This is a genomic window from Magnetococcales bacterium (assembly GCA_015228935.1).
In the GTDB taxonomy this organism is placed as follows: domain Bacteria; phylum Pseudomonadota; class Magnetococcia; order Magnetococcales; family DC0425bin3; genus HA3dbin3.
The window spans coordinates 23,991-37,748 of the sequence record JADGCO010000038.1; the positions used below are offsets into that span (position 1 = coordinate 23,991).

General features: G+C 58.6%; 13 protein-coding genes. All 13 read left to right on the top strand.

The genetic code is table 11. The features are described 5' to 3' along the window. The first annotated feature begins 99 nt into the window (after positions 1 to 99). The 13 genes from HQL65_10720 to HQL65_10780 all read left to right on the top strand — a co-directional run bounded on the left by HQL65_10720 (position 100) and on the right by HQL65_10780 (position 13,503). Positions 100 to 495, top strand: coding sequence for an SCP-2 sterol transfer family protein (locus HQL65_10720; GenBank protein MBF0136704.1), 396 nt, complete (start codon positions 100 to 102; stop codon positions 493 to 495). Between the two features lie 15 nt (positions 496 to 510). After that, positions 511 to 1,704, top strand: coding sequence for an efflux RND transporter periplasmic adaptor subunit (locus HQL65_10725; GenBank protein MBF0136705.1), 1,194 nt, complete (start codon positions 511 to 513; stop codon positions 1,702 to 1,704). Between the two features lie 275 nt (positions 1,705 to 1,979). Continuing rightward, on the top strand, positions 1,980 to 5,468 hold the full coding sequence (locus HQL65_10730; protein MBF0136706.1) for an efflux RND transporter permease subunit: 3,489 nt from the start codon (positions 1,980 to 1,982) through the stop codon (positions 5,466 to 5,468). A gap of 6 nt (positions 5,469 to 5,474) precedes the next feature. Continuing rightward, positions 5,475 to 6,770: a hypothetical protein gene (locus HQL65_10735; protein ID MBF0136707.1), complete on the top strand. Its 1,296-nt coding sequence runs from the start codon at positions 5,475 to 5,477 to the stop codon at positions 6,768 to 6,770. A 208-nt stretch (positions 6,771 to 6,978) separates the two neighbouring features. Beyond that, positions 6,979 to 7,755 (top strand): hypothetical protein, encoded by a 777-nt coding sequence (locus tag HQL65_10740; GenBank protein ID MBF0136708.1) that lies wholly within the window; start codon positions 6,979 to 6,981, stop codon positions 7,753 to 7,755. Beyond that, positions 7,749 to 8,444, top strand: a complete 696-nt coding sequence (locus HQL65_10745; protein MBF0136709.1) for a hypothetical protein — start codon at positions 7,749 to 7,751, stop codon at positions 8,442 to 8,444. Before HQL65_10740 ends, HQL65_10745 begins: the two co-directional genes overlap by 7 nt. Before the next feature lie 596 nt (positions 8,445 to 9,040). Next, entirely contained in the window at positions 9,041 to 9,862 is an 822-nt protein-coding gene (locus HQL65_10750) for a hypothetical protein (protein ID MBF0136710.1), read from the top strand. A 125-nt stretch (positions 9,863 to 9,987) separates the two neighbouring features. Beyond that, positions 9,988 to 10,296, top strand: a complete 309-nt coding sequence (locus HQL65_10755) for a hypothetical protein (protein MBF0136711.1) — start codon at positions 9,988 to 9,990, stop codon at positions 10,294 to 10,296. A gap of 67 nt (positions 10,297 to 10,363) precedes the next feature. After that, positions 10,364 to 10,654, top strand: a complete 291-nt coding sequence (locus HQL65_10760) for a hypothetical protein (protein ID MBF0136712.1) — start codon at positions 10,364 to 10,366, stop codon at positions 10,652 to 10,654. A gap of 58 nt (positions 10,655 to 10,712) precedes the next feature. After that, complete coding sequence (locus tag HQL65_10765; protein ID MBF0136713.1) at positions 10,713 to 11,150, top strand: hypothetical protein; 438 nt, start codon at positions 10,713 to 10,715, stop codon at positions 11,148 to 11,150. A gap of 177 nt (positions 11,151 to 11,327) precedes the next feature. After that, positions 11,328 to 12,047, top strand: coding sequence for an AAA family ATPase (locus HQL65_10770; GenBank protein ID MBF0136714.1), 720 nt, complete (start codon positions 11,328 to 11,330; stop codon positions 12,045 to 12,047). Beyond that, a complete protein-coding gene (locus HQL65_10775; GenBank protein ID MBF0136715.1) occupies positions 12,040 to 12,741 on the top strand; it encodes a methyl-accepting chemotaxis protein in 702 nt (233 codons plus the stop codon). The genes HQL65_10770 and HQL65_10775 overlap by 8 nt, the downstream gene beginning before the upstream one ends. 54 nt (positions 12,742 to 12,795) lie before the next feature. Beyond that, positions 12,796 to 13,503, top strand: coding sequence for a hypothetical protein (locus HQL65_10780; GenBank protein MBF0136716.1), 708 nt, complete (start codon positions 12,796 to 12,798; stop codon positions 13,501 to 13,503). The last annotated feature ends 255 nt before the right edge of the window (positions 13,504 to 13,758 follow it).

A 13,758-nucleotide genomic window follows, 5' to 3' on the forward strand; every position in this document is an offset into this window, starting at 1 on the left:
GGCCCGACGGTCACACGCCTGGCCACAATGAATATTTGTACGCCCTGGCCGCATGGCCCATGGGCAAACTCACACAAACCACGTTGGGGAGATCTGAACATGGCTGATCTGTTTTCCGATGCATGGATGAAACGTTTCCAGGAAGAGTGGAACAAGGAACCCGACCTGTCAGGTGCCCTGGAGAAGATTGACTTCAACTCCGTTATCGCCTACGGTTTCGACGGCGAAGACAACCCGCGTGGTGTCCTGGATATCCAGAAGGGAAAAGCCGTCAAGGCCGGTGCGTATAACGGCGAAGCCCTGAACTGGGACCTGCGTGCCTCGAAGGAAAACTGGGAAAAATGGATCCAGAAGGAACTGGGCATGATGGGTCTGGGCATGGCCTATACCACCCGCAAGCTGAAGTTCAAGGTTGGCGATTATGGCTCGATGATCAAGGATCCCCGGATGGCCGGCCCCTTCATCAAGAGTTTTTCCGTCATGGGTCGGGTTTGAGGGGAGCGGATTTCCATGAAGTCAACAAGGCAACCAACCGTGGCGCTGGTGCCGCTGGTCCTGACCGCGTGGCTCGTGCCGGCGGTGCCGGCGTCTGCCGCCGGTATCCCGGTGGGCAACCAGGCGGTGGTGACGGTGGAAACCGGCACCGTCGGTACCACCACCACGCTGGGGGGAACCGTCGTCCCCCTGAAAGAGGTCTCGTTTTCGGCGCAAATGCCCGGACGGGTCAACTTCATTGCCGGTGTGGAAGGGGACTGGGTCAAGAAAGGCGACACCCTTGTAGCCCTGGATGATGCCGATCTGCAAGCCAAACGCCGTGCCGTCCTGGCCGGCATGTCCAATGCCCAATCCGCCTGGCGCAATGCCCGGGTCCAATACAGCCGCCAGGTCTACGCCGGCCCGGATTATGCCGACCAGATGGGCATGGGCATGGGCAAGATGATGGACCGCATGATCACCAAACCCATGGACAACACCATGGGCGGCGGCGGCTCGGAACTGACCCGCCGCAGCCAGATCTATGCGCAGGGCACCCAGATCGACCAGGCCCGCAGCCAATGGTACCAGGCCAAGGCCCAGTTGGAAGAGATCGATGCCCATCTGCGCGACGCCCTCTCCCGTGCCCCTTTCGACGGGGTGATCGTGCGCAAGTCCGTGGAGGTGGGGGATACCGTGCAACCCGGCATGCCCCTCCTGACCTTTGCCGATACGGTCAATCTCCAGATCAAGATCGATGTGCCCGCCCGGCTCATGCCCGGCATCCGGAAAAACATGCTGATCGCCGCCAAACTCGACGTGGGTGATACACGCATCGAAACCCGGGTCTCCCAGGTCTACCCCATGGCCGACCCGCAACGCCATACCGTCACCGTCAAACTGGACCTGCCCAAAAATGCCCCCGGCGGCCCCGGCATGTATGCCGAAGTGATCATTCCGGATGTCACCACCCCCAATGCCAATCTGCCGGTCATCCCCAAAACCGCCGTTTTATGGCGCGGCAGCCTGCCCGGGGTCCTGGTCGTCAACCAGAAGAATGAGGCCGAACTCCGCATGGTGCGCATGGGGGGATTCGTGGATGACAAAACCATCAGCGTCCTCTCGGGTCTGCAAAGCGGGGAACGCATTCTGGCCGCCCCCACCAACACCATGGCCTCAGGCCTGAATCCCATGCCGGATGACGGGTCCAAAACCCCGTCGGCACAATAACCGTCACGCCTGCCCCGCCACCAGGCGGGACAGGTCAAACCCTGATCGGATTCTTTCGCCCCATGAGTGACTCCTCCGACGACCGCAAAGAGACCCCGATACCTCCTGAAGAACAGCCGGGAGGTGACGCTGTCTGCACTGATGCCGCCAGCGACAAGAAAGCTGCCAGCATCAAGGCTGCCAGCATCAAGGCCGCCAGCGACAAGGCCGCCAGCGACAAGGCCGCCAATGATCTGGCCCAATTCTCGCCCCACCATGGTCTGGGAATCGCGGGAATGATGGCCAAGGCGTTCATCCACTCGCCACTTTCGCCGCTCTTTCTGTTCGCCTGTCTGGCCATGGGCATCCTGGGACTCATCCTCACCCCGCGCCAGGAAGATCCCCAGATTTCCGTGCCCATGGTGGACATTTTTGTCCGCTACCCGGGAGCCTCCTCGCAACAGGTGGCCACCCTGGTGACCGATCCCCTGGAACGGATCATGAGCGAAATTCACGGGGTCAAGCATGTCTACTCTGGGACCTCGCACGGCGAAGCGATGGTGACCGTGGAGTTTCATGTCGGACAAAATCTGGAGGCCTCCATCGTCAAATTGCGGGACAAGATCATGTCCAACATGGACAAGGTCCCCCCGGGGGTGACAGACCCCATGATCAAACCCATGGCCGTCGATGACGTGCCCATGCTCACCCTGACCCTGTGGTCACAGGATTTGAACGACTCGGAACTGCGTGTCCTCTCCATGGATGTCTTGCAACGCATCAAGGAGGTGGCGGATACGAGTCAGGGGTTCGTGGTGGGCGGACGCTCGGAGCAGATCCGCGTCGAAGTGATGCCGGAACGGCTGTCCGGGTTCCGCATCAGCCTGGACCAGATTGCCCAGACCATCCAGACCGCCAATGCCGAACAGGGTGTCGGCGATGTGGAGTCCGGGGATGTGGGTTTCAAGGTTTATACCGGTGCCTTCCTGCGTAACGCCCAGGATATCCGGCGGCTCGTGGTGGGCACCCATCAGGGAGTCCCGGTCTATGTGGGCGACGTGGCCCGGGTCATTTCCGGCCCGGAAGAGACCAAACAGATCGTCCAATACTATACCGGCCCGGCCTACCAGGATAAAAACGTCAAGGCCGACGGCGCTGCGGCAGTCACCATCGCCATCGCCAAGAAAAAAGGGGCCAATGGCGTCACCGTGGCCAAGGATATTCTCGCCAAGGTCGAAGAACTCAAAGGTCGCCTCATTCCTACCAATGTCCATGTCGCCGTCACCCGCAACTACGGCGAAACCGCCAACGAAAAAGTCAACGAACTCCTCTTCAAACTCTGCGTCGCCACCCTGGCCGTGACGGTCCTGGTGTGGTACTCGCTGGGCTTCCGTCCCGCCATGGTCACCCTGATCGTCATTCCGGTGGTGATCGTGATGACGGTGTTCGCCGCCTGGATCATGAAATACACCATCGACCGGGTGAGCCTCTTTGCCCTGATCTTTTCCATCGGCATTCTGGTGGACGATGCCATCGTCGTCGTGGAAAACATTTACCGACGCTGGCTCCTGGAAGACACCTGTTGCAGCGTCGTCTCGGTGGATGCGGTCCGCGAGGTCGGCAACCCGACCATTCTGGCCACCTTTACCGTCATCGCCGCCCTGCTGCCGATGGGCTTTGTCCGGGGCATGATGGGACCCTACATGGAACCCATCCCGGCCCTGGGTTCGGTCGCCATGCTCTTTTCCCTGCTGGCCGCTTTCGTCTTCACTCCCTGGCTGACCCAGTTGATCAAGCCCAGCATGAAGACCCTCCATATCCATTCGGAAAAGGAACACGCCCAGGCCCAGAGACTGGAACGGTTCTACCGCACAATCATTCCGGCCCTGGTGGATTCCAAGGTGAAGGGGTACGGTTTTCTCTTCGGCATGATCGGCATCTTTTTCCTGTGTACCCTGATGTTCTATACCCAGCATGTGACCGTCAAAATCATGCCCCTCGACAACAAGCCCGAGTTCAATGTCGTCGTCAACATGAACGAAGGAACCGCCCTGCCCAAAACGGCCAACCTGGTGCAGCGCATGACCGAACTCCTGCGCAAGGAAATTCCGGAAATCATCGCCCTGCAAACCTATGCTGGTACGGCGTCCCCCTTCAACTTCAACGGCATGGTCCGACACTACTATCTGCGGCGCGAACCCTGGCAGGGAGACATTCAGGTCCAGCTCAAACACAAGAGCCAGAGAACCCGCACGAGCCATCAACTCGCCATCGCCGCCCGAAAACTGCTGACCCCCCTGGCCGATGAGGCCGGTGCCCACATCGAAGTGGTGGAAATGCCTCCCGGTCCCCCTGTTCTGCAATCGGTGGTGGCCGAAATCACCGGCCCGGATGCCGCCACCCGGCAGGCCGTGGCCACCCGCATGACCGAGTTTTTCAAAAAGTCCAAATACATCGTCGATTCGGACAACTACATGCAGGCCCCCTTCGAAATCTGGCGCTTTGAAGTGGATACGGAGAAAGCCGTGCGCCGGGGCGTCTCGGTGGATGCCATCAACCGCAATCTTTCCATGGCCATGGGCGGTGCCCGCCTGGGAGATGTCAAACGTGCCCGGGTCCTGGAACCAACCTACATCATGATTCAGGTTCCCCTGGAAATTCGCGCCCAGATCACCAACCTGACCGACCTGCCCATCACCACACCGGCTGGCAACTCAATACCGCTTGGCGAGTTGGGCCGCTTCGTCAAAGACCAACAAGATCCGGTCATCTTCCACAAGGATCTGCGCCCCGTCGAATTCGTCACCGGGGAGGTGGAGGGTGCCCTGGATGCCCCCATCTATGCCATGCTCGAAGTGGAAGAGATGCTGGCCAAATATACCACCCCCGATGGCGTCAAAATGTCGGGCTACTACATGGGTCCCCCGGAATCCAGCACCCGTTCGGCCTTTGAATGGACCGGCGAATGGACCGTCACCTATGAAACCTTCCGGGACATGGGCTTGGCCTTTGGCGCGGCCCTGATACTGATTTACATGCTCGTGGTGTGGGAGTTCGGCAATTTCATTCTGCCGGCGATCATCATGGCTCCCATTCCCCTGACCCTGATCGGCATCATTCCGGGCCACTGGTTGATGAACGCCAAATTTACCGCCACCTCGATGATCGGTTTCATCGCCCTGGCCGGCATCATCGTGCGCAATTCGATCCTGCTCGTGGACTTTTCCCAACAGGAAATTCTCAAGGGAGTCCCGATCCGCGATGCCGTGATCCTGGCCTGCAAGGCCCGTACCCGGCCCATTCTGATCACCGCCTTTGCCCTGGTGGCAGGCTCCTCGGTCATTCTCACGGATTTCATCTTCCAGGGCATGGCCATCTCGCTGCTCTTCGGCGTGCTGATTTCAACCCTGCTGACACTCCTGGTGATCCCTCTGGGCTGCATCAGTGCCGAAGGAGCCTTCGTCAAACCGGATCCCTCCACCCTTCCCCCCCCGGGGTCACCCCTGATTCCGAGTGCCGAGGACCTCCATGAAGAGCGGGTTCTCAAGCGGATCGAAGAGAAAAAACGGGAAAAAAGCCTGGCCAAGACCAAAGCCTTCCTGGAGCGGATCAACGCCCCCGGCATCCCTGCTCCTGCCAACTCGACCCCGAAAACCATCATTCAACCCGACCAGAAACCGGCTGCCAACGATGCCGTGCATCTGGAAACCACGGAAGAGACACCCGTCAGCAATGTCGCCATGAAAAGACGCGGCATCCGCTTGAAACCCTTTGCGACAAAGTGATGATCCATGCATGCGTCTCCGCGTTTTCGTGACCAGGCCCGCCGCTCCCTTCTGAGCCTGGGGACCCTGTTGCTTGTTGCCGGATCCCAGGGACCGGCCTGGGGTGCCGAAGAGTCCACCTGGACCATACCTGTCACCAAGGTGTCCGAACCGACAGGCACATCCTCTGCACCCGCCTTGCAACCCGACTTCAAGCGCATGGGATTTCCCCAGGGCAACAATGGCCCCTTGTCAGGCCAGACAGAGACCAAGAAGGGGGACTCTTCGTTTCACTCCCCCACGGCTTCCACCTCCATGCCTGGCAATTCCGCGAACGCACCGGTCACCCCGCCACCTGCCGCGCATCCCGGCTCGGGACCTGGCTCAAAAACCTTTTACGATGGACCACCGTCTGGCCCCGGACAAGCCGCCAATGCCGGACATGATCCCGGCAGTACGTCCACATCCACCTATCGTTGGGACTCCCCACCGCCCGACATCCTGGACAAACCATCCGCATCTGGTCCGGGAGGCCCGTATGGTGCCCCTCCCCCGGCAGGCAATGGTCCCGGCCGTTACCCCAATCCCTACGACCGACAGGGCAATTGGCAGTCTGGCGACAATCCAAAACAGGGAGGTCCCGACCAACAGCCCTGGTCACCCGGAGATTCAGGCCAAACGTCAGGTCCTTCATCACCGGGCAACTGGGATAACGGACCCAATGGACCCAATGGATCCATGTCCAACTTCCCTCCCCGTGGCAACTGGGGACCTGGTTATGGCGGGCCACGTGTAGCACCGCCTCCCGGCTGGGGTTCCCGGCCACCGGCTCCACCTCCCTATGGCGCAAAACCCTACCCTTCAGGATCGGGATACGGCAATCAGCCACCTCCGCCCGGATATGGCCAGCCTCCCGGTGGCTATGGGTCGGGACCAGGGGAAGGACCCGATTTTCCGCCTGATGGTGAGGCTCCCCAATCCGGCCCGCCACCTGGAAACGGTTATGGTCCCCCAGGCAACAATGCCCCGCCGTATGGCAACAACCCGCCGTATGGCAGTGCCCCACCACCGGGATATGGATACAACAATTCACGCGCCAGGGCAGGCATGCCGGGACCCGGCTCCAATGATCGCCCATGGAATCCGGGCCGACCAGGCTATGATCCCGGCCCGCCCCCGGATCGCAATCCCGGATCTGCCCAAAAACCTGACAATTACGGTTACCCTCCCCTGCGTGATGGGTATCCGGGACCGGGTTCCGGTCCGCAGGGGTATCCTGGTCCGCAGGGATATCCTGGTCCGGGACCTGGCTATGGAAATTGAATTTCTGGAGTATCTGTTCAGTGGCCTTGCAAAAAAAGGTTTGATATGAAAGGGCTTGATATAAAAGACTTTGTTGGGGCTCTGCCCCAAACCCCGCCAGGAGGAAGGGCGCAGCCCTTCCTCCTGGACCTCCATCCCAGTTTTTCAAACGTTTTTTAATGGGGAAGCTGAATCGTTACTTCCTGGAAACCATGGCGACCGAGAACGCATGAACAAGACCTGTTTCCCTCACCTGTTGCTCGTTGTCACCGCCGCCATGACGGGTACAGGCCTTTACAGTACGTCGGCATCCGCTCATGTCGCATCCAACATGTTGGACATCAAGGCTGGAATCGTGCCTGACCGGACACTGCCAGTGATGTATGCGCAGGGAACGGAGCGGGAAAAAAACTGGGAGTGGTACGGCACCAACTATACCCGCCAACCCCAGGGTCAGGATCGTGCGGAAACACAAGCCTATCCAAACCGAACCCCCCAGCCACGCGACCCCGCATACACGCCCTATCGTACCCAGAAAGAGCGCCCCTGGGGTGAAGTCCCGCAGGGCTATCAACAAGAACCCTATCGCGACACACCCTATGGGCATCCACCCGCATGGGAAGCCCCCCCGGTACGTGACGGATACGGTTACTCTCCCAATCGCCCGCCTCGCGGAGGTGGTGAAGAGTATCGACGTGACGACCCCCCCTACCGTGCCGGCGGCTACTATTCACCCGAACCAGACCCTGGTTACGGTGACGAGCGTCGGGGACGCTACGATCCCCGCGACCGTGACCACGACCGGGAGTGGTCCCCGCCCCCTGCATCAGGACGCGGATATGATGACCGCTATGGTTCAGGAGCCTGGCCCTCACGCGGAGAGAGTTCAGGCTGGGGTTACGGGGGCAACTCCTGGCGGCAGCCGGGTTACGATTATCCAGATTACCCGGGGCATGAAGCCGGGCCAGGTGGCTGGGGCGATCCGTTTCGCTGGGGACGATGGTAACCTCCGCCCGAAAAACCCCCTCTGCCAACCTGGGCACACGCATCCTTTCCGGATGCCTGGTCCTGTTTGCGGCAGGCGTGACCTGGGCGGAACCAAATCCGGCTCAGCCAAGTTATCTCGTTGAATTCTCTGCTCATGTCACCCGCACCCATCCGTCCGATCCAGGCAAGTCCGGCCAGGGAATGATGTACGTCAGCAAAAAGGCGCTCCGTTCCGAAAGCAATGTCCAGAATCAACTGCTGCGGGTCATCTACCACGCTGACGTCAACGAGGCCTGGATCCTCTTCCCGGATCGCAAGGTCTACCTCAGACAGCCTGGACCCGCCATGACCCGACCACCCATGCCTGACGAGGCCTCAAGTCCATGTCAGACAGACAAATCCTTCACCTGCCGTAACCTGGGCCGTGACCGGATCGACAACCGCGAAACCCGGCGTTGGGAAATCACCTACACCAATCCCCAGGGAACACGCGAAACCACCCAGCTCTGGGTCGATCCGCGCCTGCAAATCGCCATCAAGGAACTCTATCACGATGGCGGCTCCGTACAGTTGACCGCCATCCGCGAAGGTGAGCAAAATCCGGATCTGTTCAAAATACCTGCGGATTATCAACAGATGATCCTGCCCGGTACGGTATCCTCCTCCCCGTCCCCATCCCCGTCCCCATCCACCAGGCCCAATCCCTGATCATGTTCACCTGTACAGACCAAAATCCGGGAAGTATCGTCTCAAGTACCACACAGGGCACGACGCTCCACCCCCGCTTCCTTTTCTGTGACCGTACTTCATGTAACAGACATGAAACAAACCAGCGAATCATGAAAAAAAGCCCCTTGACATTCAATAATCTGTAGCAAGGAATTTACAATATTTTTCTTTGCATCCGACATCGTTTGTTTCAAAATAATGCCAATCGGAATGGTTCGATGAAGATCAGAAACATGCAAAATCCTTGTCAGACTCGCAGAACGTGTGCTGCCAAACTTGAATGACGGGTACCGAAACCATGAACCAGGAAATGCAGGTTGACACGGAACCTCCACCCGGTGTGAAAATTCCCGGCTTGTATGAATCCTTGTGGCGCACTGCCACGTGTGATATGTATAAGGCGGCATGGTCCTTTGTCACTTGTGAAAAACAAATGGATTTGATGATGCGGTGGGTATGGCCGACATCCGCATCTCTGGACGTGAAAACTGGTCGCCAAGATGAACAAGCCACTCCAGAAACACTCAAAGATCAGTTGCCGGGATACCAGGATATGGGTGGGTTCCCGAAACAGGATGGCATCACAAGCCCCTTTTGTCGTTCCGATCACGCTCTTGATCGTTGGCTGGGCAGCTCTGGAGGAGTCAGTCGCCGGAGAATGGGGGGTTCCAACTTCTCCGGATTTCATGGCCCCAGGAAACAAGCGTGGCAACAGCGATGACAAACTGGGACGCCGCTTTGGACGGTTCATGGGTTCCTTCATGGAAGAAATGGATAAAAATTCCGCCCAGGAATCCGAACCAGGCGAACAGAGATATTCCCGCTCCGAACCAGGTTCGGATCGTGACCCGCGTCCCCAGGAATATGACCATCAAGATCGTCGCAACTTCTACGATCCCCCCCGCTACCGCGGTTCCGAAGCCCCCGGCTCAGGCTCAAGAGAAGACGACGACAGACGGGAATATCGCAATCGAAGCTCCCGGTACGATAACCGCTACGACCAGGATGAAACGAACTGGAACAGACGCCGTTATCGTTCTTCCGTGCCCGATTATGATCCCTGGGAAGCCAATGCCCCCTACGGATATGCGGACCGCCGCTGGAATGGATACGGATACGGTCGTGGATACGGCTATTATCCCAACTATGATCCCTGGGGTGCCGCCTACCCGCCGTTGGACCCCGGGCCCGCATACGGGCTTGGCTACACCCCCGGTTGGGGATCGCCCTATTCCCATCCGGGTTGGGGTGACGAACCCTGGGGCGCACGCGCTGACCCGTTGTTGCAGGAACCCTGGTGGCACGAAGGGGGAGGATTTTTCGGACCTCAAGCCCGCTGGCGCGACCCGTTCCTGGGAACACCCTGGAGCTGGGGCGGTGGTTCCTGGTTCTGGTGACGTAAATAACTGTCACAACCCCATGGACCACAATCCATTTTTTTCTGTCTGAAGAAAGCAGTCTCGGTTTTTGTAATCTTAATGCTTTAGGTTAAAATTCGGCAAAATCAGAGGAGAAAGATTCCATGAAAAAGAACCTTCGCATTTTGGCTGTGGCTTCCCTGTTCGCCGGTGTTGCGCTGATCGGCGCAAATCAGGCTGATGCATGGTGGGGCGGTCCCTTCGGCGGTGGCAACGGCAACTTCAACCTCTCCATGGGTGGCTGGGGAAATGGCTGGGGTGATGGCTACGGCTGGGGTGGTGGACCCTACGGCGGCGGCTGGGGTAACGGCTGGGGCGGCTGGGGCAATGGCTGGGGCGGCGGACCCTACTACGGTAACGGTTGGGGCGGTGGACCCTGGGGTGGCGGCTGGGGCGGCCCCTGGGGCTGGTAAGTCACGAACCACCACCTCCCGATAGATTTCTTTTTGTTCAACCTTGACAACTACGGAGAAATACCCAATGAAGAAATCCCTGAATGCACTTGCCATCGCGGCAGTGCTGGGCTTTGCGGCAATGACACTCGCCTCAGATGCCGCAGCCTGGTGGGGTGGTGGTCCTGGTGGTAACGGTAACGGCTCCATGAGCTTCAGCATGGGCGGTAACGGCTGGGGCGGCGGTAATGGCTGGGGCGGTGGCCCCTACGGCGGCGGCTGGGGCGGTGGCCCCTACGGCGGCGGCTGGGGCGGCAACGGCTGGGGCGGCAACTGGGGCGGCGGCGGCTGGGGCGGCGGCAACGGCTGGGGCTGGTAACCTTTACTGAAAACACCCAACAATCCTGAATCCTTGTCACCAAGCGGAGTCCAGTCAGATGAAAAAATCACTCAGTGCCCTGGCCGTGGCCACTCTCCTTACCGGCGCGGTCATGATGATGGCTGACCAAGCCACCGCAGGGTGGGGAGGTTATCCCGGCTACGGCTGGGGCGGCCCAGGCTACTACGGCTGGGGTGGCAGCCCCTATGGTTGGGGCGGCTATCCCGGCTATGGTTATGGACGCGGATATGGTTACGGTGGACCCCATGGATGGGGCGGCCCTGGCTACAATGGCTGGGGCGGTGGACCCTATGGATGGGGGGGCGGCCCCTACGGACCAGGACCTTATGGTGCCGGCCCCTATGGTGCCGGACCAGGACCTTATGGTGCAGGCCCGGGTCAGGAAAATCCCCAGGGAGGTGATGCTGCCAATGCTCCAGGCAGCAACAGCACACAACCTCCACCCGCCGCTGCAACCACCCATTCAGGAAAATAAGCAATCGGGGTATTTCCCCAGGGGGACGGAAACCAAAAAACTCCGTCCCCCGCTTTACTGAAATCCAGACAAGTTCATTTCAGATGCAATCAAAAAGCGGGGTGCCGCTTGCGTTCGCCGGAGGAAACAGAATAAGCGGAACTCTTGAATTTCCAAAAGGGGATGAGACCTGCAAGTATGATCACCGTCATCGGTAACCTGAAAGGTGGCTGCGGCAAAAGCACCATGGCCTTCAATCTGGCAGTCTGGCTCGCCAGCAAAGGTCGCGATGTGGTGGCGTTTGATCTCGATCCCCAGGCTACCCTGAGCGATGTCGTCGAGGTCCGCCAGGACGAAAACGTCAAACCCGAAATTCGCGTGTTTCGACCGGATAGCGACCCGGCCAAAGTCTTCAAGCAACATGCCGGGGGAGAAATCATCGTCGATGTCGGAGCATCCAATCTCTGGGCCATGCGGCAGGCCATCGCTGTGGCCGACCGCGTCCTGATCCCGGTCCCCCCCAGTCAGGCCGATGTCTGGTCAACCCAGCGCTTCCTCAATATTGTTCATGAAACTGTACAAAACAAGGAAACCAAAGGAAAATCAAAAAAAAAGCCCAAGGGTCCCGCCATCCTGATCTTCGTCAACCGGGCCGATACGCACCCGGGGTTGCGGGAGTCCGAAGAAACCATCACCGCCCTGTCCGCTCTCGAAGGAGTTGAGCTTCTGGAACATCGCATCTGCCAAAGGACTTCCTATCGACGCTCTTTCAGCGAAGGACGTGCAGTCTTCGAGCTGCCAGGCGATGTCAAGTCCGCACAGGAATTCTACCGCCTGGCCGAAGCACTCTACCCACTGGAACCCGCCCAAATCCGGGAAAAAGTGAAAAAGCCCAAGGAGTCCAAGATTCATGTCTGACGCACCCGTCGATGAACGGCCACCCGAAGGTTCGCCACCCGCACAGGGATCCACTCCCAGATCCATGCCACCCGTCAAAGGCGGAGGAGCCTTCCATCCGGCAGGCCAGTATCAGGAGTGCGGCAATTGCTCCTCCCTGATCCTGGATCAATTCGCCAAAAGTTTCGACAAAAGCGCCAGACGCTGGGAATTGGTCGTCTATCCCTCCCTGGCCGCCTTCATCATTCTGGCCATGTATGGGTTTTTCTTGATCTATAGCCTCACCCAGGACATTCGTCTCATGTCCACATCCATCGATCCGCAAATGGGGCGCAACATGGGATCCCTGGCTGCCAATATCGGCCATCTGGCCAACAATATCGAGCTGATGTCCACCCATCTGGAATACATCAGCGACAATATGGAAACCATGTCCGTGGACATGCGCACCATGGCGGAAAATATCGATCACATGACCGAAAATGTCGCCGGCATGAGCGGAAATATGCAAAGCATGACCCGTATCATGACAGAAATGTCGGGCCGCGTGGCTGAAATGTCCATCAAACTCGACAATCTTGCCCCCATCACCGCGAACATGAGCGACATGTCCCATGCCATGCGCATCATGACAAGTTCCGTGGGCCGCATGGGTTACGATATGAACAATGCCGCCCGACCCATGAGTTTTATCAATCGATTCATGCCGTGGTAGATAAAAACCATGACACACACGAACATCACACTTACACGAACACTGGAGAAAATCATGTCCCCGAAAACGAAAATGCGCTCAATCCTCTCCACGGCCGCAGTCGCCGTGTTGCTGGCCTGCTCACAAGGTGCAGTCGCCGAGGATGCCAAAGGCAACACCCAGCCCGTCACCCCGCCCAAATCCCCCCAGGAATTGCAGCAACGGATCGAAGGTAGCGTCAACAATTACTGGCAAAGCAAACAAAATGCCTACGATGCCTGGCACCGGAACATCGACGTGCGCCAGGCCGCCAGAGAGCGCGCCGCCGATACCGCCGAAACCGCCGTTGAACTGAACAATCAGGCCAAAATCATGGGCTGGCAAAACAACCAGCAAGCCTGGACCAATGCGCAGCAACAATCGCAAGTCACCTATCAAAAAGAACTTGAAAACAATCTGAAACTGCAAGAAGCCATGATGGAATACCGGCACCAGCAGGAACGGATCCGCCTGGAACACCAGAAGGCCCTCGCCCAAAACCAGGTCTCCTATCGGCAAGGCAACCTGAGCAACGCCATCATGACGCAACAAAACACCCTGATGACCAATACCGCCGGCATCAACAACACCCTGTGGGCAGAACGGCAGGCCATGATGAATCAACTGGCCCAACAACGCGCCATTCTGCAACGCAATACAGGCGGTCCCCTGCACGATTCCATGACTGCCCCTGCCGCTGCCGCTCCAGAAGCGCCCGCTCAGGCCAAACCCCAGGGCAAGTAATTCACAATAGATCACTCGGGGAGAGAGTGCTGGTCTCTCGCTCCCCGGGTTGTGGTATACGGTCCCGTATCTTGTCTGGTACGGGGCTTTTTTTTTGCTCGCCCTCGCTGCCCGCAAAACACGCAGGATTGAATGAAGCACCACTCCTGAAAAATCGTATCTATTCAGAACCATTGCAAAAAAAAGATTAGATATGAAAAACTTTATTGGGGCTCCGCCCCAAACCCCGCCAAGAGGAAGGGCACAACCCTTCCT

Excerpts from the sequence above, each read along its gene's own strand:
- HQL65_10735 (MBF0136707.1), top strand. The coding sequence starts at position 5,475 with ATGCATGCGTCTCCGCGTTTTCGTGACCAGGCCCGCCGCTCCCTTCTG.
- HQL65_10730 (MBF0136706.1), top strand. The coding sequence starts at position 1,980 with ATGATGGCCAAGGCGTTCATCCACTCGCCACTTTCGCCGCTCTTTCTG.
- HQL65_10750 (MBF0136710.1), top strand. The coding sequence starts at position 9,041 with ATGGCATCACAAGCCCCTTTTGTCGTTCCGATCACGCTCTTGATCGTT.
- HQL65_10760 (MBF0136712.1), top strand. The coding sequence starts at position 10,364 with ATGAAGAAATCCCTGAATGCACTTGCCATCGCGGCAGTGCTGGGCTTT.
- HQL65_10740 (MBF0136708.1), top strand. The coding sequence starts at position 6,979 with ATGAACAAGACCTGTTTCCCTCACCTGTTGCTCGTTGTCACCGCCGCC.
- HQL65_10765 (MBF0136713.1), top strand. The coding sequence starts at position 10,713 with ATGAAAAAATCACTCAGTGCCCTGGCCGTGGCCACTCTCCTTACCGGC.
- HQL65_10725 (MBF0136705.1), top strand. The coding sequence starts at position 511 with ATGAAGTCAACAAGGCAACCAACCGTGGCGCTGGTGCCGCTGGTCCTG.
- HQL65_10770 (MBF0136714.1), top strand. The coding sequence starts at position 11,328 with ATGATCACCGTCATCGGTAACCTGAAAGGTGGCTGCGGCAAAAGCACC.
- HQL65_10755 (MBF0136711.1), top strand. The coding sequence starts at position 9,988 with ATGAAAAAGAACCTTCGCATTTTGGCTGTGGCTTCCCTGTTCGCCGGT.
- HQL65_10775 (MBF0136715.1), top strand. The coding sequence starts at position 12,040 with ATGTCTGACGCACCCGTCGATGAACGGCCACCCGAAGGTTCGCCACCC.
- HQL65_10780 (MBF0136716.1), top strand. The coding sequence starts at position 12,796 with ATGTCCCCGAAAACGAAAATGCGCTCAATCCTCTCCACGGCCGCAGTC.
- HQL65_10745 (MBF0136709.1), top strand. The coding sequence starts at position 7,749 with ATGGTAACCTCCGCCCGAAAAACCCCCTCTGCCAACCTGGGCACACGC.
- HQL65_10720 (MBF0136704.1), top strand. The coding sequence starts at position 100 with ATGGCTGATCTGTTTTCCGATGCATGGATGAAACGTTTCCAGGAAGAG.